This window comes from Nostoc sp. UIC 10607 (assembly GCF_047228265.1).
Lineage (GTDB): Bacteria > Cyanobacteriota > Cyanobacteriia > Cyanobacteriales > Nostocaceae > Nostoc > Nostoc foliaceum_A.
Genome location: NZ_JBIQNW010000068.1, coordinates 1 through 22,277, shown reverse-complemented (window position 1 = coordinate 22,277; position 22,277 = coordinate 1). Strand labels below are relative to the sequence as shown.

Genomic DNA, 22,277 nt, shown 5'->3' with positions numbered 1-22,277 from the left:
TAGATAAAATAGAAATTAAAAATTAGTAACTGCAACATAATAAGCATTGAAGAAATGAATTGTTGATAACTGTCATAACAGCTTAAACACTTTTCTATAGTCAACTTCAAGCAGAATACATAGATGCGGATAATTGGACATATCAACTACAAAAGGTACTACCCATGAGTTCCCGCGCACTGCTGTTAGTAAATCGTCATGCCCGCCAAGGGCAAAAGGGTCTGTCGGAAGCGATTGAATATCTGAAGACACTCGGCTTTGATTTAATTGAGGAGTCTACAGAAGACCCCAAACATCTTGCTGAAGTTATACTTCGCTATCAGCATCAAGTTGACTTGGTAATCATTGGCGGAGGAGATGGGACTCTCAATGCCGCAGTAGATGCTTTAGTTGATACTCAGTTGCCCTTGGGAATTTTGCCTCTGGGAACTGCCAATGACCTAGCAAGGACTTTGGGAATCCCGAATTCCCTTAGCGAAGCTTGCAAAATTATTGCCTATGGAAATTTATACCGCATCGACTTGGGTTGGGTGAACGGCAAGCACTTTTTTAACGTTGCCAGCTTGGGATTGAGTGTAAAAATTACTCAGCGACTTACCAAAGAAGTCAAACGCCGTTGGGGAATATTTGCTTATGCCGCCACTGCATTGCAAGTGATTTGGGAAGCTAGACCTTTTACTGCGGAGATTGTGATCAATAGTGAATCAGTTCGCGTGAAAACAGTGCAAATTGCTGTAGGTAACGGTCGCTATTACGGTGGTGGTATGGCAGTGGCTGATGATGCCACAATAGATGACCAAAGGCTAGACCTCTATAGCTTGGAGATTAAACATTGGTGGCAGATTATACTATTACTCCCTGCGATGCGGCAAGGGCGACATATACATTGGGAGAGTGTACGCTCTCTTCAAGGTCAAGAAATAGAGGTATATACTCGTAAACCACGACCTATCAATACAGATGGTGAAATCACTACCTACACACCTGCTCATTTTCGGGTTATACCTAAAGCTATAGCTGTTTTAGTACCTCCAGAAACCAGGAGTTAGGAGTTATTCTCCCCTATCTCCCTCTACTACAAATGTGGGAATTCGCATCAACTCACGCCAAATGCATCTGAGATTTTCCCAAGATATAAAGTCCCTGTTGCAACGCCTAGCTGAACAACCGCTGACTCTAGGTGATATTTTGGCAGAAACCTCAGAACGAGGGTTCTGCTTGGTAATTACATTATTAGTTTTGCCATTTTTATTTCCTATGCCACCGGGATTAACTGGCCCTTTTGGTGGTGCTTGTTTACTGTTGTCAGCGCAAATGGTTTTAGGGAGGCGATCGCCTTGGCTCCCTAAAAGAATTGCTAACTACAAGTTTCCTCGTTCCTTTGCTTTATTCCTTTTGCAAAATTTGGGACGTCTTACCAAAGTGTTACAAAAAATCGCCCGTCCCCGATTTGCAAAAATAGCCCATAATCCTTTGATTTGGCGAATTAATGGGCTTTGTATCTCTTTGTTAACAGTATTGCTAATATTACCAATTCCCTTTACAAATCCCATTCCCACTGTAGGAATTTTATTTTTGACTGTTGCCACCATCGAATCTGATGGTTTATTAATTTGCATCAGCTACGGTATTACTGTCCTAATTACCTTGCTCTTTGGATTTTTTGGTTATGCAGTATGGTTAGCTCCCAGTTTGCTGCCATCTATATTTAAATAAAAAAAGCCCTCAGCCTAAAACTGAGGGCTGTAATTTATTAGGGTGCATCTACCATTTATTAATCCGCTTGATTGATTGCCATATCCGGGTAGATTTAAATTGTCTACAAAGTTCTTTTTTTATTTATATATTAAAAAATATTAGCAATAAAAAAGCCTTCAACTAAAAGCTGAAGGCTGTAATTTAATTAAGGTGCATCTACCATTTATTAATCCGCTTGATTGATTGCGATATCCGGGAAAATTTATATTTCTAAGAAAATTTGTTTTATTCCCAAATTAAAAAATATCAGTAAAAAAAGCCCCCAACTAAAAGCTGAGGGCTGTGATTTAATTAAGGTGCATCTACTATTTATATATCCGCCTTAGTTATTGCTGCATCAGGAAGAATTGAAAAAAAATGGATGACTGTGTAATTGATTTCCTTAGCTACAAAAGAAAGAAGTACTAGTCTCAACGGGAATAACCTGCGGTTTTTGACTAGGTAATCATTGAGTAACTTCACAGTAATTTTACAAATACCCTGAATTTCCCCTAAATACACAAAGTTTCTGTTAATATCTCTGACGCTATATCCGCAATAGTACGAATTTAGTTTATTAGTTGGGTATATGACTATGAAAGTTAAACGCACCCAATTAGATGAAGCGATCGCAATTTCTATTAGCCCTTGCTAGTCTTTGTATTGTCGGGGGAAGCTTTTTTCTGAAAACAAATTTTAGCAGTACTAGCGAAACTAAAATTATCACTGATAGATCACGTTACCAAGAAATTCGTAATCAACTATGGTCTGACAATGACCAAATAAAACATTTTCCTAATGAGATTCCTGCTGATGCCAAAGGCGTTCGCATTGCTTACTCACCCGAATTTTTACAAGGAAATAGTTTTTTTCAAATTAGGTTGAAACAGCCACCAAAAAAAGTAGAACAATTACTTTCACAATACAGAAGTAGTGCAAAGCACAAATATAGGGGTGGTAACACAAACGAACATATAAATCAGCCTAACGGTGTGCCAACAACTTTTTTTTACACCAGTGACTCTCCTACAGAATCTTTCCCAGCTACTTATGAAATCTTGGTATTAAATACAGAGGACAAAGGTAGACCTGGCTTCAAGTGGAATCATGGAGATAGCTATGGTGTCGCTATTAATAGTTCAGCATCAGAAATTATTTATTGGTCTGAAAAATGGTAATAGCCTTTTAGAAGATGGCTTTATGTTCCATCTCATTCATTTACTGGATCACAAAGATTTGGCTGAAAAACCATTTGATTTCTTTGTTTATCAACAGGAAGGCTATTCGAGAGAGTTACAATCAAGGTGGGGAAATTGAATTAGACGAAGCCAATGGAAGCAAATATTTTCTAACCTCAAGCACTTGGACTCTAGATTTATCTTTGAGTGGTCGTGTAAGGACAGAGAATTACCCGACAACATCGACTCGTCTATTCAATATACAGATGAAGAAGATTTAAGAATTTCCCATATCGGTGTAGTTGGTGAATTTACATCGCTTCCGAAAGTCAATAATTAGGGAAGAAGAAGTTTTGAGTGCAGGCTTCCTGCACTCAAAACTTTAGTAATAAGTACTGCTTTTACCCTTTTGGACATATCACTTTGGGTAGTTAAAACTTATAGCCAGCATAGCTAAGATTTTAATGGTGCTTAACAATTATCTTAATATGTAGAATGCCAACTGCTTTAATTACTGGTGCCTCTAGTGGTATTGGTAAAGCTTTTGCCCAGGAACTAGCTGCACGCAAGATAAATCTTGTACTCGTTGCTCGTTCTGAAGAGAAACTAAGCCAATTAGCTAAACGGCTACAAGAACAACACAAAATTCAAGTAGAGGTTATAGTCAAAGACCTCACAGAACCTAATGCAGCATCTGCTGTATTTGATGTCACTAAAGAAAAGGGATTAACCATCGACTTATTAATCAACAATGCTGGTTTTGGTTACTATGGCGACTTTGCTGAAGGGGATGGAGAAAGACAAATCAAAATCGTACAATTAAACATTTTAGCATTGGTAGATTTAACTCATAAATTTCTACCTTTAATGCGGCAACGTCGTTCTGGAAGTATTATTAACGTATCTTCTATTACTGCATTTCAACCAATACCATATCTTTCTGTTTATGCTGCCAGTAAAGCTTTTATTCTCAGCTTTAGTGAAGCACTGTGGGCAGAAAATCGTCAATATGGTGTACGTATTTTAGTTACTTGTCCAGGGCCAATAGAAACAAACTTTTTTGCAGAAGCTAATTTTCCTCCAGCATTGGCAAGCAGTACAGATAAAGTGTATTCTTCTGAAAAAGTGGTTTGGGAATCTTTAGAGGCTTTGGAAAAAGGGTATCCAACTGTTATTAGTTCTGATACTAACACTCAAATTAGAAGCAAATTATCTCGGCTCGTACCGCGAAAACTTCTGCTAAATATGTTAGCAAAACACTTTAAAGCCTAAGTATATAGTTAGGAGTTAAAGAAAGTGCTGAATTTGAAACTCCTAACTTTTTACTCTTATCTGCTCACTGATTACATATATCTTGTTAATTGAACTCGGAAACGGTCTTTTTTTGTAACGGCAATTTCTCCAACTTCTAAACGCCCTTTAGAGCGAATGGCGATTAAGTCGCCTGATTTGACTTGAGAACTAGCTTGGGTAACTTCCTTCCAATTGACACGGACATCACCAGCATCAATAAAATCAACCATTTTGCTGCGCGACATGCCAAAACCAGCAGATGCGATCGCATCTAATCGCAATGAAGCCTCCACAGTAGTTAATTCTTTTTTCTTGGGTTCCCGAACCCTTAATTCAGTTACCTCAATCTGCTGAGTTTTCACAGGAACTGATCGCACCTGTTTAAGACTCATTTCCAAAAATTCCACCAACTCCGGTGCAACAATCGCCTGCGCCCCTCGTTCTCCCAAGACAATCACATCTCCCGTCTTTTCACGAACAATTCCTGTCCCCAACATTGCGCCTAAAAAGTCACGGTGAGAGGCAGTATCAAACAGGAAATTACCAGCAATTTCTACGGCGACAAGGCTGACCTGAGATTGATCTAAGGGAAGTTCCGAACGAGCGATCGCTATTCTTTGGCGTTCAGCTTGCGGATATCCACCCCACGCAACTAATTGCACTTCTGTTAATCGATTAAACACCCGTTGAATTTCCGCTAATTCGGGGGGAGATAGAAAATCAGTCAAAACCACTTCCCAAGTTTTGATGGCTTGCTCTGCTTGGTCAATTACACGAGCTACACTATCTCGATTTTCAACACCTTTTAAAAGTTCTTCTCGTGGCAACATTCTTAAAAATTATGAGTTATGAATTGAGAATTAATTAGCTATAACTATCTTGATTCTAACTTTAATTCCCATTTCAGCAGGTTTTCATTCCTAGCAATTTGTTGCATTCCCAGTTTTTTCAAAATGCGAATCGAGGCAACATGATCGTCGGGAGTATGAGCGATAATTCTCTTGAGTTCTTGCTGAGTAAAGGTAAAATCAACCAGTGCTTCTACTGCTTCAAAAGCAAATCCCTGCTGGCGATAAGCTGATAGCACTTCATAACCCATTTCTACAGTTCCTGTTTGATCGGGTTTGCCAATAAAACCCAAATCTCCAATTAAAGTAGAATCGGCAATGTGAATCATTAGCCAGATAGCCCAACCTAACTGGGAAGGATCATCTATTAGCACCTGACCATACATCGGAAAAATATCTAACACCTCAGATCCATACCAATTATCAGGAACCCTTACCCCCAAAAGCTTCTCTACTTGAAATTTATTTCTTGTCACAACGGCTTGCGCCACTTCCAAAGAACAGGGAAGCAACTCAAGTCGCTGTGTCACGATATGTAAAATGACTCATTACACACCACTAGTGTCAGCATATCCTTGGATATTTTCTGGATCAAACTGACGTAATATTCGGGTTGCTTGTCGAGTCAGAGTTTCAGAACCTTGAACGGCAACCAAGTATTTACCCGCATCTAAGCGGTTGCGATAAGGTAAAGCATCACCACTACCTACAAGTAAACCGACTCCGCCACCAACCAACACACCACCCATAGCACCACTAGCAGCACCCAGCAGTCCACCAACGATATGATTGCCAACTTCACCCGCCCAGGCAAAAGTATCTAAACCAGTGATGAGGCTGAACGTAAAACCTGCAAAAAAGCCGAATGGTATCAACCAGGTTGCCATCAGTTGTGCTTGCTTTTTAGCTTGGTCTTTGGGGTCAATTAAGCCAAACTCGTCAGCCGTTTTATATCCTTTCCCCAGGATAGTACTGTTTATGCCTTCTTCTTCTAAAGCTAAGTAAGCAGCTTCGGCTTGAATGCGGTCTGGTAATACGGCAACAAGGTAATTCATTGATTTTACAATTTGTCTAATAGAAGTTTTGCCTTAATTAACAGCGTATCAGTCCTGGTCGAATCAATCTTGTCTTGGCTAGGAGTTTGGATTTTGGGGAGGCTTTGATTCTTACTCCCCAACGCTAGCTCTTAAGGGGTTGGGGGTTAAATCAAATCTGTATTGAACTCAACTGCAAACCGTCTAGGCGTAGACCGCCGCAGGCATCGCACAAGTTAAGCAGAAGTTAAATGTACATGGGCTGATCACTTTAGCGAATCTAGTGGCTCACAAAAATTGTTCACGCCTTGCTTAAGGACATAAATCAAAACTGGCGTTGCCAAAATCTTAGGAAACGTCGGCATTGCTTTTAGACGTTCCATCATCTTTTGAAGTGAAGTATTAACCAAATCTTCCCGATATTCTTGTTCGCAAATGACCGCTCGCCATTTTCTAGCCAAAGCATCTAACCACTCAGCATTTGCTCTTTCTGGCTGTTGTCCCGCTCGGATAGCTAGCGTCATCGCCGCATCTTCTAAATCTCCATCACAGTCTTCAATCAAATCCAGCGCTTCCATATCGCTGGGATCATCTGCCAATTGAGAGCGAAACTGTGCAATTTCTTGAGATGTTACTTTAGTCATGAGTCTTTGACAAGGCGAGCGATGCCTACGGGGGTAAACTACGGACACTCAGTTATGCTACATCATTTCACAAAATTGCTGTTACAAATACGTTTTTTACTAAAAAGCCTCATTCTTCAATGTAATTATTGAAAAATGAGGCTTTTAGAATTTTTAATTGAGAGATGAGTCAGCAGTACTAGCGTAGTGCTCTGAGGGTAACAGACCGTTGTAACTGAGCTAGAGCACGGTTGTAATCCAAAATTGCTGTGACTCTATTACCTTCTGCTCTTGTGAGGTCGTTTTCAGAGTTAATGACATCAGTTTGAGTGCCTACACCAGCTTGGAATCGCAAACGCGCTAAACGTAGAGCTTCCCTGGCTTGTTCTAAAGCAGTATTAGCGGTTTGAACATTCTCCAAACTAGATTGCTGGGTGGAATAGGCTTGTTCTACCTGAAAGCGAATTTGGTTGCGCTGTTCAGCAAATTGAGTTTCTGCGATCGCAATATTAGCTTTTGATTGATCTGCTCTTGCTCTTGCGGCTCCTCCATCATACAAATTTAGGCTTGCTCTAACTCCCAATGAATAACCATCAGTAATACTGACACCATCATCGAACTGATCTAGTAGGTTGTAGCTGGCTACCAAACTAACTTGAGGGCCTAACTCCCCAAGGGCCTGCCTACGCTGTTGCTCGCTGATATTGCGTTGTGCCAACTGTTGTTGCAGTTCGGGGCGATTTTGAAAAGCCAACACAATACTTTGTTCTAGCGATTGGTTCCAAAGACCAGCTAATTGTACAGGGTCAGCGGCACTGATATTCACTGCCTGGGGCAAACTCAACCGAGTTGCTAAACGACGACGGGCTATTGCCTGCTGCGATCTAGCATTAGTCAAATCTTGTTGGGCATTTGCTAAATTCACCTGCGATCGCAACACATCAAACCGCGTACCAACTCCAGCTCGTTCTAAAGCTTCTGCATCACGCAAACTAGCCTCAGAGTTCTGCACAGCTGACTGGGCAATGCGTACTTGTTCATCTGCTTGTTGCAGATTGTAGTATTCAGTGGCAACATTCAGGCGGATTTCCTCGGACTGAGTTTCTACAGCCAATTCATTGAAACGTACCTGTTCTTCAGCCGCTCGGATGTTAGCTTGCACTCTCCCAGAAGTGTAGATGTTATATGAAAGTTGTGCTTGACCTGAAAAAGATGTACCAGCTTCATCTGGGGATGATATACCCGTCTGTTGTTCTTGGAGTTCCGACGAGAGCTGACTTCCAGCAGACTGACTGCGAGTAACATCCGTACTAACATTAAGAGTGGGTAATAAGGCAGCTTGCGCCTCGCGTAGAGATGCTCGATTGCGTTCTAGCTCCAACAAGGACACCTGTAAATCCCGATTATTACGCCGTGCTAGCTCCAGAGCCTGTGCCAAAGTAATTGGCTGATTTCCCTGAAGTGTCACTTCCTCCGGTTTAGTGGGAAATTGTAAGGGATTTGAGCTGGGAATCAGGTTCTCTGGAATTTGCACCGGGTTTGACGGCGCAGGAGTTACGGTGCTTGGCACAGCGGGAGGTTGTACCGAACCCCCAGGTGCAGGAGTTACGGTTCCTGGCACAGTGGGAGTTGGTGTCGAATCTGTTGGAATAGGGGTATTACTCTGGGCTACGCGGCCAACAGCATTTTGTTGTAAGCAGCTGCTTGAGGTCAGTAGCAAAGCAGCTGAGGAATCAGTTTTGCTTTTCCCCAACTCCTGTGGACATCTTTGCGCTGACAACAGTTTCGCTGATCGTACACCTGTAGCTGAAGTTTGTAAAAAAGTCTGCAACTGAGTAGCAGTATTTATCTTTTGAACCACTGGCTGCTGTGCAGAAGACAGGGAAAAAATTTCTTTTTGGACAGAAGAAGGTTTGGAAGTGTAGTTGGGAACTATTATCTTCTTTGATTCCTGTCCATAAGCGCTTAAATTACTCTGTTTTTGGTTATTTTGAGCAGAACGGCTGACACCAAGCTGTTGGGGAGGATTAGAGGTAGGTGTCAAACTGAAAAATCTACCTTCATCTTTTTTAAGTACTTGTTTTATTGGCACAACAGTATTTCCAGCCGTAAACACTGGAATACTGTTATTACTTAAAGGCTTCATGCTAAGTTTAGTGAAACCGAAAGCAGGTACTAGGGTTGGAACACTAACATCTGCACCGTTAGGCAGTTGCGTATTCGTGATGTCCACAACCAAGTCTTGACCATAAATAGAAGTCAAAACACTAGGAGAAGACGCCAGCTGTACCCCAGGTAGTTTCACAGTACCAGCCCAAGCAGGCTGAGTTGTTAAGACCGCTGCTGTCACACCAGGTAAGAAGCTATGGAATAATTGCTGTCCTTTCACCGCATCCCTCACACGAAAATCAATCTAGCGGCAGAAAACCTTTCTTCACCACAGAATATAGCACGATACTAAATTTAGGAAAGAATATACTACGATACTAAATTTAGGGTTCGGAACTCTGTTTGTCTTCAAAACGTCTAACAATGCGAGAAAGTTCCGCCTTTTCATCGATATTAACGCGAGTAGGAGCACCGCTGATAATCCGTTCGTAGTTTCGGAAAGAATCTTTAATATCGGGGCCATCCGCAGTGATATTATACTCACGAATTCCCTTATCATGCCAAGACCCGCGCATTTTAAATACGTTAATTGCCCGCGACATTTCTCCACGAATTTCTACGTACTGTAACATCAGAATTGTATCGGTAATCGTGGAAATATGAGAGTCAGTAATTGAATGCGCTCCCAGAAATTGGTCAGTTGTGTTAGTAAAGAAACCAGTAATTTCTTCTTGTTTAGCATAACCTGTCACACCAATTACAAACTGCCTAAATGCATTATTGCTTACTCCTCTCGCTAGTGCTGATAGAGAGTCAATGGCGATCCGAGCTGGTTTGAAGACGGCAATTTCTGATTTAATAATTTGTAAATGATCTTCTAAACCAGTTGATTCTGGATAAGTGCAAATTATTTTGAGTAAACCTTGATGTTCTAATTCTTCAAAATCAATTCCCCAAGAGGAAGCATTACGAGATAGTTGGGCACGTGATTCTTCATAAGCAAATAATATTGCCTGTTCTCCATTAAGGCAGCCATCTTGAATAAACTTACTGACTAACAGCGTTTTACCAGTACCTGTGGCTCCTGTTGCCAAAATAATCGAATCTTTAAAGAAACCACCACCGCACATTTCATCTAAGATTTTGACACCAGAAGATACCCTGACATTAGAAGACCGTTGAGTTAAGCGCATTGCTCCCAGCGGGAAGATATTAACTCCTTCATTAGTAATCGTGAACGGATACTCGCCTTTCATATGAGTTGTGCCGCGCAACTTGAGAATTTCAATTGTGCGACGGCGGCGTTCTCCTTCTAAAACGTTGCGAACAATTACTACATTATCGGAAACAAATTCTTCTACTCCAAAAGAGGCAACAGGCCCATATTCTTCACTACGTTCAGTGGTAATTACAGTGGTGACACTCAGTAGCTTGAGACGTGCTACTAGGCGAAAAATCTCGCGTCGCACTACTCCCATTGCTTCATACTGCTGAAATACCGCTGTTATTGAGTCGATTGAAACTCGTTTAGCTTTGTATTTGCGAATGGCATATTGCAGACGTTCAATGAGTGCAGAAAGGTCAAAATTTCCAACAATATCTTGACCTTCTGGATCTGGAGATGCATCAAGAATAAACAACTTGCCTTCTTCTATTAGACGTGGCAAGTTCCAACCAAAAACATGGGCATTTTTAATAATATCACTGGGTGATTCTTCAAAAGTAACAAATACTCCTGCTTCATCAAAGTAGGTGATACCGTTATAGAGAAACTGAAGAGAGAATAAAGTTTTACCTGTACCAGATGTGCCGCTGATCAAGGTAGTTCTACCAATTGGTAAACCACCATGACTAATATCGTCAAACCCTTCAATCATCGTGCGAATTTTTTCTACACCCCCAATTTTAGGTGGTTGCTTTGGTTCTAATTGCTCGTTTTCACTCATTGCTTGATAACAAAAGGGTATTAAAAACTGTTTTTTTATGGCTAAAAGTTTGTACTCAATTTATTTATGATTAAAATTTTACTCTTCAAAGTCTTCCTCACTCAGTTCTTCATAGAGCAAATCTAATCCAATCAAGACTCTTTCTCTATCTGAAAGATCCCCAATAATTTTGCGAACGGGTGGAGGCAAAATTTTAGATAATGTTGGTGTTGCCAATATTTTATCTTCTTCTGCCAGTTGCGGACTTTTCAGTACATCGATCACTTTTAAAGCATAAACGCCTTCAAACTCCTGTTCTAAAATATCTTTGAGCGTTTTTAATGCCCGGACTGAATTAGGGGTATTCCCTGCTACGTAAAGCTTGAGAACGTAGGTTTTTCTGGCTTTATTCATATACTTAATGGCTAGTTATGCTCATAGAAATAAAAGATGCGTTCGCCCTTGGTGTTGGCGCAGCTATCGCGCATTGGGAGTCACTAACAGCGGTAGCTTATTCCAAGTTGAACATTGTTCACGAGGTAGTTATTACTGAAGTAACCAACGTTTCAAAGCGTGGGACTTAGGTTGTAGACGATGCCAGTTATTCCACTTGGGATGCATCTCAGACGCTCTCTAAGAGGCGGTGCTCATAGCTTGCTTTTCCCGTGACGCAGACTCCCTAATGCTGGGCTATGTGCGGCATCGTCTCCTATTTATCCCAAAGAAAGAGGCTAGACCTACCGTAGGATGGCCGTACCCCTACGGGGAAGCTAGCTACGCGTAGCGTCTCCTTAGAAGACTACACTGGCTACGAATGTCTATCGCGCGATGCGTCTCGATCCAATTTTGCTTTATTAAACTGGCTTTTATATCCAAAACTAAAATTTTCATTCATAATTCTTTCCTCGTGCCTTCTCCAATTACAAAATTAAAGTTTTTATTTATAAATCGAATTCCTATAGACTTCGCAAAGGTGAGCCAGGATATCTATCAACGTTAGGCGGTAATCAAGTAACGTTTCATTGCTCCTTCCTTCTAATTTTAGCTGGTTAGAAAATTCTTCAATTACCTCCATGTGGATTTCGATGATTTGGGGCACAGGAATATTAGCATAAAATATAGTATTGATAAATTTATCAATTTTTTCTTGGAGTGTTTTGTCTGTGGTAAAATAATTTATAAGGATCAGACTGTAATCTGATTTAAGCTGTCTTAATAATCCTTGTCTTTCTGGTGGAGTCATCTCCTGAAAGTTATGTTGGCTTTTTTGGGTGTGACTGGCAAATACATAGATGTACTTGTCAGTGTATGCCTTATTTGGATTTTGTTGCAGCCAATTTGGTAAATAGTTGATTTTTCCAGAGGGAGTTGCAGCAACAGGTAGGTAGCAAAATTGGGCAATAATCGCGTCAATAACTTTCCAGACCCACATGCTCAAACCTTTTTGGTTGTCTAAGTCAACTGGATTATTTAAACATTTGTTAATATCAGGTTGCAGAATCAATATCGGTAATAACATTTATTCTTGAATATATCTCCTTGGTCACCCTGAGCAAAAAACGTGGGCTGATAAGTTTGGGTAACATTGCTAGGGTAATACTGGGTGTGCAGTAAACTGGTGATTAAAACCCAAAATAACGCTCTGTGTTAGCAGATAGTGCTAGCCAATCAACAACCGAGTGCAGCAACTGAGTAATAAGACTTAGGCGGTTTTTGATGATGAGGTATCTATCGGAATAGCAAGACACACTAGCTAACTTATTATTTGCATATCTATGTATGTAAATAGATAGATTCTTTTATTTTGCTCCTTGATAAGATACTTAAACGAACTTAAAGGTTTGTCGCTTTCCAAATCATTATAATTCCTCAAGGTTCTAAAGCGAATCTTTGGGGCCATAATTGTTTTAGCTGTCGCTATCGATGAGGAGTTTAAATACCAGTAAGACACTGGGGAGGCTAGTTGCTAGAAATGAGAAACGTCGCCTCTGGGAAAAATGCACTCGTCCGCAAGCAAGTGTCCGTGAGGAGAAATCCCGTTGTTTTAATGGCGTTGAAATAACCAGAGTTGCTTATATGAGTCTTCTTAAAGGATATGGCTTCAGGCGAAAAGACCATCAACAGTTGGCAGATGGAAATGCCGGAGGTTTCCACAGGAAGAATGACCCCAAAAGCCCTATGTTAATGCTAGATTACCCGCTTTATGACTTTCAGGCAACCGTACCTAGCTGCCCCCAAACAAGTTCTCTGGCAGTGGTGTTGGAGATTTTTGAGCAAGAGCAGTGCGATCGCTTGGTAGTAGTGAATCAACAGCAATGCCCCATAGGGTTGCTGTATTCTGCCCGTTTAATCCAAAAATTATTAGCACATCGTGACGATAAAAATCTAAATTTACAGCAATCACTCTCTACCTGGGGTCAAGGTCTAATTGAGCCAATACAGACAATATCAGCTTCTGAACGTGTAAAGCAATTAAGCTTGCACTTGTGTTATCCACAAGCCGAAAAACACCAGAACTTAGATTGGGCACTGATTGACTCCAATGGTCAATATTTGGGGCTGCTAGATAGTTCACGTCTGTTGCGATTGTTGGCTAAGGAACGGATGGCTGGGTTACAAAGCTCAGGCATCCAGGGGTCGTCTGTTGAGCATCGCCATGAGTACGATGTTGGTATGCAGATGCCAAATAACCCCAAGTCGTTGGGACATCAGCCACTAGTACAGTTGCTAGAAAGACTGCCTTGGCCTTTAATGTTGCAAACTGGTACTGGCGAGGTGGTAGCACGAAATCCCGCGTGGTGGCAGCAATTAGGAGCATTGAAAGATCCAGAAGGAGTTAGGCAACAGGTGGAAGCAATACTTGTCCCTAACCGCTCCGAAAAACCAGAATATGCCGCCCAACGAGCAATCAAGGTTCATCCCAATGGTAGGGAAAATGAGCATGGTGGTGAAGAAAAACTGACTCAGCAAGAAGCATCGAATGATGCTGTATACAGTCGGTGCTATTTGGATAGTCAGGTGGGTACTTGTACCTGCGTTGTCGAAGTGCAAAATGGTCAGGAGCGAATCTGGCAGTTTGCCAAAATTCCCTTAGATAGTCCTGAGTTTAAAGTTATGAGTGCTGAGTCTGAGGTTGTACTCAGCAATGATTTGTGGTTAGTTTTAGCTACTGATGTCACTGAACAGCAACAGCTTTGCAAAGAACTAGCAGCGAAGAATGCCGATTTAATTCAACTCAATCGGTTGAAGGACGAATTTTTAGCTTGTATTAGTCATGAACTCAAAACTCCCCTAACTGCCGTTCTGGGATTATCGCGCTTACTCGTGGATCAGCAGTTGGGAGAACTCAACGAGCGTCAAGCCCGCTATGCCGGACTGATTCATCAAAGCGGACGGCATCTGATGAGTGTGGTTAACGACATTTTAGATTTGACCCGCATGGAAACGGGACAAATGGATTTGACGCTAACGCCAGTAAAAATTAGTGCTGTGTGCGATCGCGCCCTATCGGAAGCCAAAGCCATCCACACTCAAACTACCAAAGCTACATCCCAAACTCAACAAAATGCTCGTTCATCTGCTCCCCAATTCTGTCTTTCCATTGAACTAGGCTTAGACCAAATAGTGGCAGATGAACTGCGCTTACGCCAGATGTTAGTACACCTACTTTCCAACGCCTTTAAATTCACCGAAATATCTGGCGAAATTGGGCTGCGGGTGAGTCGTTGGGAAGGATGGATTGCCTTTACAGTTTGGGATACAGGCATTGGCATTCCTGAACACCAGCAACACTTAATTTTTCAAAAATTCCAACAACTAGAAAATCCCCTCACCCGTCAATTTGAAGGCACTGGCTTAGGGCTGGTATTAACTCGCGCCTTGGCTCGTCTCCACGGAGGAGATGTCAGTTTCTTATCTCGTGAAGGAAAAGGTAGCCAATTTACACTACTTCTGCCGCCCAGTCCTCCAAAAACAGGCTTTTCTGAACCAGATATGGGAATCAGAGAAGACGAGGAGACACGATACCAACCGACACGGGAAAACCCCACAGCAACTCGTCAGTCTGTTAGCACCCCCACACAACATCATCCTGCTAGTTCGCAACGCTTGGTTTTAGTAGTCGAGGCAGTAGCCCGATATATTGAAGACTTGACCGAACAACTCAAAGGTTTAGGATATCGGGTTGTGATTGCGCGATCGGGGACAGAAGCAGTCGAAAAAGCTCGGCGCTTGCAACCAATAGCAATATTTTTGAATCCGTTGTTACCCCTGCTATCAGGCTGGGATGTGCTAACTTTACTAAAATCTGACACTGCAACCCGTCATATATCTGTAATTGTGACAGCGACGGGAGCCGAAAAGGAACAAGCATTTGCTAATCGAGCCGATGGTTTCTTAAGCTTGCCAGTAGAGCATCAGGTATTAGCACCAGTTTTAGAAAAATTATGTACTGCACAAGCAGTTCCGCAGCAAGGGTTAAACAACAGCGCCATTATCCCAACTAAAACCCCACTGCGAATTCTCAGGTTGGTGAATCCCCAGTTGGAATCGGTCAATCCCCACCCCTCACTTAGAGAACACCGGGTGATTGAAGTAGATGACCTAGATCAGGCAGAACTTTTAGCACGGGTATGGCAATTTGATGTCATTTTGCTAGATGTCGAAAGTACCACCGCCCAAATGTATCTGCAACAACTAATTCAGCACTCGCGTTTGGCGGCTATACCACTGGTTACTTGCGATGTTGCAACTACCTTAATAGCTTCTAAAATACCAGGGCTATCTGTATTTCCTTACTTAACACCATTTGCTAAAGATAACAGCAGTCGCACTGAGAAAACAGATGCCTTACTATCTGTACTGCAAATTGCTTCTGGTATTTGCTGCCCTCCTAACATTTTGGTAGTGGATTTAACAATGCTGCGTGATTTTCCCCAGGTAAGACGCAAGCAAGTTAAGGGTTATCGGACAGCAAAAAATTGCTCAATTAGTAGTGAAACTGCTGAACGGGGGTCTGAGTGGTTCCAAGCTTTAATTCAGTACCTACAAACAGCAGGTTTCAAAGCGGCGATGAGTCCCTGTTGGGCAGAAGTGTTACAACAAATTCGCCACCAAAGCGTTGACTTACTGCTAATTTGTTTAGGAGAATCCGCTATCCACAAAGACGTGCTCAAAGCACTGAAGACATTGGGAGATTCACCTTTAAAGTTACCACCAATTTTGGTACTGAATCAGCGATTAAATCGCCCAGAAACCAGTTTCCAGCCTGGGGTAGCCTATAAGGAAATTGACAAGCAGAAGAAGAATGGTTTGGCATCGATAGAAACTGTTGTTGGTGCGATCGCTACTCAAATATTACCGCGATCGATATCAATGGAAGACCTATTAAACCAGATCAATCAAGCCTTAGCTGTCAATGGTTACAATGAAAAATGTTAATGGGTACTGGGTACTGGGGAAAAATTCTTTTAAGATTGGTTGGGATATAAATCTACATACTTATCTTTCCTAGTCCCCAATCCCCAATCCCTAATCAAGATATGTCTATTTTTTGATTTTTCTTTTTCTTAAAAGGAACTCGAACCAAGTTGTAAGCACCCTTGGTTGATAAACTCTTGTAATCATCTGGCTGTAAGTCCATTTGTAAAAACTTTTTCTGTTCAGCCAACAGCAGCAGCGAGGGAGGTTGTAGTCCCTTGGCAGCTTGGTTTTGAATATGCTCTATAGCCTCTTGGGGAAATCTTAAATAATTGACGTGAATGTGGCTGTAAAAGACTACACTAGGCTTTTTGAAGCCAAGCATAATCAATTCTTCATTTGGTTGTTTTGCTTCTAGGATGACCGCAGATAATTCCCTTAAGGGTAATTGACGTTCTCGATCTATAAAGAACGAAGCAGGGGTTAACACAAAAATTAAGAATGCTACAAACCCTAGTAAATTAATGCCGATAACGTAATTCCATTGGCGACTTAATAAGAAACCCGCAACTAAAACGGCACAAACTAGCCACATTACACCGGCTATTACTGGTAAACCAGATTGTTGAATTAGTTCGTGGAAGTTGCTTATAGCTGGATCAGTACCTAATATGTGGGTTATGTTAAATAGTGCTGTTGCCAGAACTGATAAAAACACTACATTCACCCAACCACTCACTCGGAGAAAAGAGGGGGAGACGGGAGGAGTGGGAGAGGAGGAAACAGGAATTGTTTGCCTAGCCTCTGTATCTTGGAAAAAGTCGCTCCACAACAGGGCTACCAGGATAGCTGCTGCTGGCATTAAAGGCAATACGTAGCTAGGGAGTTTGGTAACAGCAATGCTGAAAAAACCAAAAATGCTAGCAAACCAAAACCAGGCAAATAAACCAAACTGCTGAAAACGTTCAAGGGATCGCCAATGCGATCGCTGCCAAAACTTTAGTCTTACTATAGAGAGTGGTAAATACACTGAGTACGGCGCAAAACCCAGCAGCACTACTAAAAAGTAAAAATACCAAGGTGCTGAGTGACCATTAACGACTTCTGTAAAGCGTTCCAGGTTGTGATAACCAAAAAAGGCATTAATATAATTCCAGCCATTGCGCCAAATTACTAAAGCAAACCACGGCACTGATAAACCTAAAATTATCAGCATACCCACGAGAAGGCGCATTTCCCGCAACACCTCTCGAAATTTTCCCACGTAAAGCAAAAAGGCGGCAACAATTAGCCCTGGTAAAACAATTCCCACTGGCCCTTTACTCAGAATTGCGCCAGCAATCAGCACATAAAAAGCTAAGTACCACTTATTAGGGAATAGGGCATGGGGCATTGGGGATTGGGCATTGGTTATTAATTTTGCTCCCCTGCTCTCTGCCCCCTGCTCCCCGCTCCTTCCCTTCCCTGCATACCCTAGAAAGAAACATAACAAAGCTGATGCCATACATCCGGTGAGCAGCATATCAGAGACACCAATTCTCGCCCAAATAATGGTTTCGGGATTAAGTGCCATGAGCGCTGCTGCTATAAAAGATGTTAAGTAGCGGCGAGTAGGACGTGAAACTTGATCTAATTCGTCTTGTCTAGCGAAATACCACTGTATGGTGTAAAAACCTAAACAAACTAAGCCGAAGGCTGCGATCGCTGACGGAAGGCGTACTGCCCACTCATTCACCCCAATAATTGCATAAGCGATCGCCTGACACCAGTAAATTAAAGCAGGTTTATCGAAACGAGTGTCACCATTGAAAAATGGGGTAATCCAATCACCTGTGACGAACATCTGGCGGGAAGCTTCGGCAAACAGCGGCTCTGTCTCATCAATCAAGCCAGTGTTGCCCAAATTCCAGCCAAAAGCGATCCAGCCAATCACTATCAACCACAAAATCGATACAGTGATACCAAGGGCTGGATTCTTTCCTATTTTATTGAACCACTCATTAACAGTGTGCTTAACACTCAATTTCATTCTCATTAGTCAATAGTCAACAATCACTAATCAATAGTCGTTGGTTATCTATCTTTTGTTCTGCGGAGTTTTAAATTCAACAATTTTCTTCTCCTCAGTACTCTACACTTTTTCCTGTTCAGTAACGCCAGTTGCTCAAAGTCGCCAGAAAAACTTCCCTAACACATAACACTTTGAAGACAAATGGCTTAAACCCCTTGTCTTCAAAGTAGCTGAATTTACGCCCAGCTGTATTACTTTTTCAGTACTACTAAATATGGACTATGGACTCAGCACTAGTTGCCATTCCCTATTTTGGGAATTCCATTTAGGTAATTGAGTTTCACCGACAACATAGGGACCCCAGTAACGACGGGAACCATCTTGTGCAAAAGCAACTAAAATATCTCCCTTCTCCAACTTTAAATTATTCTGAGGTAGGGATAAAATCAGTCCCTTCTCACTACCTTCTTGGGGAGCAAAATCCCAATGTGCCGGTACATCATGGTTAGCTTGTTTAGTACTAGAGCCTTTTGCTACCGACTGTCGCGCCAGTAGAGCCAACCGTACAGGCTGATTTGTTTGATTGCTCATTCGCAAAGTTCCTTGATCCTTGGCAATGCTTGCTGATTTATCACGCTCTGCCAAGACAGGATAAGTATTCTCTCTAATACTATGTTCTACTTGATTGGTTGGGGTAGTTGCTGGAGTAGATAGACTAGCTGAAATACCTTTTTCAGGTGAAACGGGTGTAGAGGAATTTGTCTCCCACTGGTTAGTTTCAGTTGGCAGTTGTGAAGATGTATCTGGGTTTGTAGATTCAAAGGATACGCTCACTCCAAAGTATCCCACCAGAGCAATAAGCAGTCCCAAGCAAGAAGCTGTAACACCGACGTTACGATACACGGAAGATTTCATATTGATAGTTATTAGAAATAAATATTTTGTCTAGGCTTGACCAAATAGTAGCCTATTATCACAAAAAGGAATCATAGAAAGTAGCCTAATTATAGACTTTCCTAAAATTAAGGATACGTATGTATTATAAGTATCATTTTATTAGAAAGAATTTGCAGAAAATTACTTCCTTGATGTTTAATAAACAAGGGGTACAGACACCCATTTCTTCGGAAATTGACCGTAGGTTTGGATAAAAACAAGAAAATTAGATACCTAGCCAGCCAATTCATTTGAATAAAAAAATAAAAGTTTCCTGAATCCTCTAACGGCCTCAATAAGGCATCTATTGCAAAACCTTAGATAAATTAATCTAAGTGGTATATTTTATCTCTAACTATTAAGAAGCCACCTTGAGGTAATGTTTGGAAAGCGTTTGGAAATCCTCCTAAATCCACGCCAGTTTGCACAATGGAAAGGCAGCATGGTGAGTCCAGGGGAAAAATACGGGTTTCCCGTCGTAGAGAACTGGCTTTAACGTTGAGTCTTGGGGAACCCCTTCAAACAACTACCTACCCCTAAAAAAGGGATCTTTGAGCCATTCTCCCTCTTCTTCAGTCCTGTTTAGGGGGATTAAATTAAATATTTATACTTTCTAAACATCCTCTAAGAAAGTGTACTTCTTTGAAGATGATAAAATGGGCAAATTTGAAGAATACTGGAAGTCCAGTAGTTATCTACAATATTAACAAACAAGCTGATGCTAAAACCAATATCCTCCTTAATATATTTCAAGATATCTTGACTTTTCCACAGAAGCCCTTGTAATGCAAAACACTCGTATCAATAACTTATTCGATGCCATTGCTACACGCCTGGGGCAATGGTTTTTAAATCCTTGGCGGCGACTATCATTGCTAATCATTAGTTTTTTATTCGGTTTTTTTCTGGGAAATGCAATTTCCACTACAGCTGGCCAACGGGGTGTATTAGATATTGTGGTAGCTGCTTTTTTAGTACTGTTGACAGAAATTACCAGTAGGATATTTTACAGTCGCAGCTTTTTGGAAAGGCGATCGCTCTTAGTAGACTCACTAAATCTCCTCAAAGTTGGTTTCATCTACAGCCTGTTTCTCGAAGCCTTTAAGCTGGGATCGTAGTATGGGGGATGAGGGAGATGAGGGAGATGGGGAAGCAGGAAGCAAGAGAAGCGGCGTTAGCAGATGGGTTGAGGGCTAAAGCTTTTGGGATCACGCCGGAAAATGTAGATGAAGTGATAGAAAGGCGATCGCATTTACTAAAATCTGTTTTCCCAGCTTTTAGCCAATTCTGCCAAACTAACCTCCAGGTACAACCCAAGGAAATGTTACAAGTTTTGTGGGACTTGTGGCTTCCTTTGGGGATCAAAATCGCATTGCAGCGCCAACAGTTAGAACGCCCTCTGATTCAGGGAATATTGGGAGGACAAGGTACTGGGAAAACCACAATGTCCAAGGTTCTCAGCTTGATTCTCGATCAGTTGGGATACCGGACTGTAAGTTTGTCTTTGGATGACTTATATAAAACTTACAGCGATCGCTTACTTTTAACACAGCAAGATCCCCGCTTGATTTGGCGGGGCCCACCAGGAACCCACGATGTAGACTTAGGTTTAAAAGTACTAGATCAAATCCGCCAGTTGCAAAGTCCAGTGATGCTTCCCCGCTTTAATAAATCTGCTTATGGAGGTGCTGGCGATCGCACTAATCCAGAAATGGTTACAAATGTAGATATTGTACTATTTGAAGGTTGGTTTGTGGGTGTACAACCAATTAACGCAGATATATTTGATACTGCACCGCCGCCAATTATCACAGATGAAGATAGAGCATTTGCCCGTGATATGAATCTTCGCCTCCAAGATTATCTACCACTCTGGGAGCGATTAGACAGCTTAATTGTGCTATATCCCACCGATTATCGCTGTTCTTTGGAGTGGCGCAAACAGGCTGAACAGCAGATGATTGCTGCGGGTAAATCGGGGATGAGCAATGCAGAGATAGAGCAATTTGTCAATTATTTTTGGCGATCGCTTCACCCGGAATTATTCATCAAGCCGTTAGTAAAAGATGCAACAGCAGTTGATCTGGTGATTGAGATCCATGCTGATCATAGCTTTGGTGAAGTGTATTGCGGATTAATTCGTAATTCGTAATTTCAAATTGTAGGTTAAGGTTTTTGGCTCCAACCCAACCGTATTGAGACATAAACCGCCCAGAACTAAAGTTCCGGGCTAATAGCTAAAGTCCGTTAAAACGGACTATAACCTCTTCTCAGTCGTCTTTAGACGACTTTCGCTATTAGACTCAGAATTTATTCTGAGGCGGGCTTGTTATCATAACTTCTGCTCTAGCTATTGGCGTTAGTTCTCAAGCAAATCAGCTAAAAACACTATAATTTCCTTAAAGCGTGATTTATCCTACTCCTTAGACCAAAAATGCTAGAGGTATCGTTAAAGCTTTTCTTTTCTTACTCTCATAAAGACGAAACTCTACGGGATGAATTAGCTAAACACCTGACCATATTAGAACGGCAGGGTGTGATTTCAAGCTGGCACGATCGCAAGATACTACCTGGAGAGGAGTGGGATCACCAGATTAACGATCATCTAAACACCGCCGACATCATTCTGTTGCTCATCAGTTCAGACTTTATTGCTTCTAATTATTGCTGGGAAGTAGAAGTCATCACAGCCATAAAACGTCACAATACAGGAAAAGCTTGTGTCATCCCTATTATTCTGCGAGACGTTGATTGGAGTGATACACCGTTTGCTAAACTGCAATTTTTGCCCAATAATGCTCAACCTGTTACGTCTTGGACTAATCGAGACACTGCATTCAAGAATGTAGCTCAGGGAATTAAGGCTGCTGCTAGCCAGATAAAGAGTGAGCGTCAACAAGAATTGGCAGTGGTAAGAAAGGAAGCTGCCATAGCTAAGTATCGCCAGAAGGTTGAAGAATTTGCAGATGATGGCGAGATTTCTTTGGTGGAATCCAAAATATTGAAGCATTTACAAGAACAGCTAGGATTAACTGATGAAGAAGCCCGTACAGTTCGAGACAAAGTATTAGAACCTTATGATAAATACCTTAGTGGTGCAGAAAACTCTCCGGAGTCTCAAGTTGAGAACACAGTGACACGGGAGAACTCAATTTGTTGCTCTAT

The 22,277-nt window shown here is 41.6% G+C and carries 18 protein-coding genes; 8 read left to right on the top strand and 10 right to left on the bottom strand.

Translation table 11 applies throughout. From position 1 onward, the window contains the following. Positions 1-164: 164 nt before the first annotated feature. From ACEYW6_RS30815 to ACEYW6_RS30800, 4 genes are all read left to right on the top strand, one after another. Positions 165-1,049, top strand: coding sequence for a lipid kinase (locus ACEYW6_RS30815; protein ID WP_412982772.1), 885 nt, complete (start codon positions 165-167; stop codon positions 1,047-1,049). A 61-nt stretch (positions 1,050-1,110) separates the two neighbouring features. Continuing rightward, complete coding sequence (locus ACEYW6_RS30810) at positions 1,111-1,716, top strand: exopolysaccharide biosynthesis protein (protein ID WP_412982771.1); 606 nt, start codon at positions 1,111-1,113, stop codon at positions 1,714-1,716. A 641-nt stretch (positions 1,717-2,357) separates the two neighbouring features. Then, entirely contained in the window at positions 2,358-2,915 is a 558-nt protein-coding gene (locus tag ACEYW6_RS30805; RefSeq protein WP_412982770.1) for a hypothetical protein, read from the top strand. A gap of 495 nt (positions 2,916-3,410) precedes the next feature. Then, on the top strand, positions 3,411-4,187 hold the full coding sequence (locus tag ACEYW6_RS30800) for an SDR family NAD(P)-dependent oxidoreductase (protein ID WP_412982769.1): 777 nt from the start codon (positions 3,411-3,413) through the stop codon (positions 4,185-4,187). A gap of 71 nt (positions 4,188-4,258) precedes the next feature. On the opposite strand, the gene ACEYW6_RS30795 is transcribed toward ACEYW6_RS30800, so the two are convergent. The 8 genes from ACEYW6_RS30795 to ACEYW6_RS30760 all read right to left on the bottom strand — a co-directional run bounded on the left by ACEYW6_RS30795 (position 4,259) and on the right by ACEYW6_RS30760 (position 12,266). Further along, entirely contained in the window at positions 4,259-5,038 is a 780-nt protein-coding gene (locus tag ACEYW6_RS30795) for a photosystem II S4 domain protein (protein ID WP_412982768.1), read from the bottom strand. 44 nt (positions 5,039-5,082) lie between these two features. Then, positions 5,083-5,586 carry a GNAT family N-acetyltransferase gene (locus ACEYW6_RS30790; protein ID WP_412982767.1) on the bottom strand — a complete coding sequence of 168 codons (504 nt, stop codon included), beginning with the start codon at positions 5,584-5,586 and terminating at the stop codon, positions 5,083-5,085. Positions 5,587-5,604: 18 nt separating this feature from the next. Continuing rightward, positions 5,605-6,111, bottom strand: a complete 507-nt coding sequence (locus ACEYW6_RS30785; RefSeq protein ID WP_190899122.1) for a hypothetical protein — start codon at positions 6,109-6,111, stop codon at positions 5,605-5,607. Positions 6,112-6,356: 245 nt separating this feature from the next. Next, positions 6,357-6,734 (bottom strand): hypothetical protein, encoded by a 378-nt coding sequence (locus ACEYW6_RS30780; RefSeq protein WP_412982766.1) that lies wholly within the window; start codon positions 6,732-6,734, stop codon positions 6,357-6,359. A gap of 178 nt (positions 6,735-6,912) precedes the next feature. Then, positions 6,913-9,102 carry a TolC family protein gene (locus ACEYW6_RS30775; RefSeq protein ID WP_412982765.1) on the bottom strand — a complete coding sequence of 730 codons (2,190 nt, stop codon included), beginning with the start codon at positions 9,100-9,102 and terminating at the stop codon, positions 6,913-6,915. 103 nt (positions 9,103-9,205) lie between these two features. After that, on the bottom strand, positions 9,206-10,768 hold the full coding sequence (gene kaiC / locus ACEYW6_RS30770; protein ID WP_412982764.1) for a circadian clock protein KaiC: 1,563 nt from the start codon (positions 10,766-10,768) through the stop codon (positions 9,206-9,208). Between the two features lie 78 nt (positions 10,769-10,846). After that, a complete protein-coding gene (kaiB, locus tag ACEYW6_RS30765; protein WP_099099291.1) occupies positions 10,847-11,161 on the bottom strand; it encodes a circadian clock protein KaiB in 315 nt (104 codons plus the stop codon). Positions 11,162-11,684: 523 nt separating this feature from the next. After that, on the bottom strand, positions 11,685-12,266 hold the full coding sequence (locus ACEYW6_RS30760; RefSeq protein ID WP_412982763.1) for a KaiA family protein: 582 nt from the start codon (positions 12,264-12,266) through the stop codon (positions 11,685-11,687). 659 nt (positions 12,267-12,925) lie between these two features. On the opposite strand from ACEYW6_RS30760, the gene ACEYW6_RS30755 reads away from it, so the two are divergent. Then, on the top strand, positions 12,926-16,186 hold the full coding sequence (locus tag ACEYW6_RS30755) for an ATP-binding protein (RefSeq protein WP_412982781.1): 3,261 nt from the start codon (positions 12,926-12,928) through the stop codon (positions 16,184-16,186). A 94-nt stretch (positions 16,187-16,280) separates the two neighbouring features. Here the strand turns inward: ACEYW6_RS30755 and ACEYW6_RS30750 are convergent, their stop codons facing one another. Together ACEYW6_RS30750 and ACEYW6_RS30745 are read right to left on the bottom strand one after the other, a co-directional pair. Next, positions 16,281-18,200 (bottom strand): ArnT family glycosyltransferase, encoded by a 1,920-nt coding sequence (locus tag ACEYW6_RS30750; protein ID WP_412982762.1) that lies wholly within the window; start codon positions 18,198-18,200, stop codon positions 16,281-16,283. 255 nt (positions 18,201-18,455) lie between these two features. Further along, positions 18,456-19,091: a hypothetical protein gene (locus tag ACEYW6_RS30745; RefSeq protein ID WP_412982761.1), complete on the bottom strand. Its 636-nt coding sequence runs from the start codon at positions 19,089-19,091 to the stop codon at positions 18,456-18,458. A gap of 806 nt (positions 19,092-19,897) precedes the next feature. Here ACEYW6_RS30745 and ACEYW6_RS30740 point away from each other — a divergent pair. From ACEYW6_RS30740 to ACEYW6_RS30730, 3 genes are all read left to right on the top strand, one after another. Continuing rightward, positions 19,898-20,230 (top strand): DUF565 domain-containing protein, encoded by a 333-nt coding sequence (locus tag ACEYW6_RS30740; protein WP_412982760.1) that lies wholly within the window; start codon positions 19,898-19,900, stop codon positions 20,228-20,230. A gap of 17 nt (positions 20,231-20,247) precedes the next feature. Beyond that, positions 20,248-21,264, top strand: coding sequence for a glycerate kinase (locus ACEYW6_RS30735; protein ID WP_412982759.1), 1,017 nt, complete (start codon positions 20,248-20,250; stop codon positions 21,262-21,264). Between the two features lie 282 nt (positions 21,265-21,546). Continuing rightward, positions 21,547-22,277, top strand: a 731-nt coding sequence (locus ACEYW6_RS30730) for a toll/interleukin-1 receptor domain-containing protein (protein ID WP_412982758.1), incomplete at its 3' end; no start/stop codon positions are given.

Coding starts and splice junctions, on each gene's coding strand:
- ACEYW6_RS30815 (WP_412982772.1), top strand. CDS start 165: ATGAGTTCCCGCGCACTGCTGTTAGTAAATCGTCATGCCCGCCAAGGG.
- ACEYW6_RS30810 (WP_412982771.1), top strand. CDS start 1,111: ATGCATCTGAGATTTTCCCAAGATATAAAGTCCCTGTTGCAACGCCTA.
- ACEYW6_RS30805 (WP_412982770.1), top strand. CDS start 2,358: ATGAAGCGATCGCAATTTCTATTAGCCCTTGCTAGTCTTTGTATTGTC.
- ACEYW6_RS30800 (WP_412982769.1), top strand. CDS start 3,411: ATGCCAACTGCTTTAATTACTGGTGCCTCTAGTGGTATTGGTAAAGCT.
- ACEYW6_RS30795 (WP_412982768.1), bottom strand. CDS start 5,038: ATGTTGCCACGAGAAGAACTTTTAAAAGGTGTTGAAAATCGAGATAGT.
- ACEYW6_RS30785 (WP_190899122.1), bottom strand. CDS start 6,111: ATGAATTACCTTGTTGCCGTATTACCAGACCGCATTCAAGCCGAAGCT.
- ACEYW6_RS30780 (WP_412982766.1), bottom strand. CDS start 6,734: ATGACTAAAGTAACATCTCAAGAAATTGCACAGTTTCGCTCTCAATTG.
- kaiC (WP_412982764.1), bottom strand. CDS start 10,768: ATGAGTGAAAACGAGCAATTAGAACCAAAGCAACCACCTAAAATTGGG.
- kaiB (WP_099099291.1), bottom strand. CDS start 11,161: ATGAATAAAGCCAGAAAAACCTACGTTCTCAAGCTTTACGTAGCAGGG.
- ACEYW6_RS30760 (WP_412982763.1), bottom strand. CDS start 12,266: ATGTTATTACCGATATTGATTCTGCAACCTGATATTAACAAATGTTTA.
- ACEYW6_RS30755 (WP_412982781.1), top strand. CDS start 12,926: ATGTTAATGCTAGATTACCCGCTTTATGACTTTCAGGCAACCGTACCT.
- ACEYW6_RS30750 (WP_412982762.1), bottom strand. CDS start 18,200: ATGAGAATGAAATTGAGTGTTAAGCACACTGTTAATGAGTGGTTCAAT.
- ACEYW6_RS30745 (WP_412982761.1), bottom strand. CDS start 19,091: ATGAAATCTTCCGTGTATCGTAACGTCGGTGTTACAGCTTCTTGCTTG.
- ACEYW6_RS30740 (WP_412982760.1), top strand. CDS start 19,898: ATGCAAAACACTCGTATCAATAACTTATTCGATGCCATTGCTACACGC.
- ACEYW6_RS30735 (WP_412982759.1), top strand. CDS start 20,248: ATGAGGGAGATGGGGAAGCAGGAAGCAAGAGAAGCGGCGTTAGCAGAT.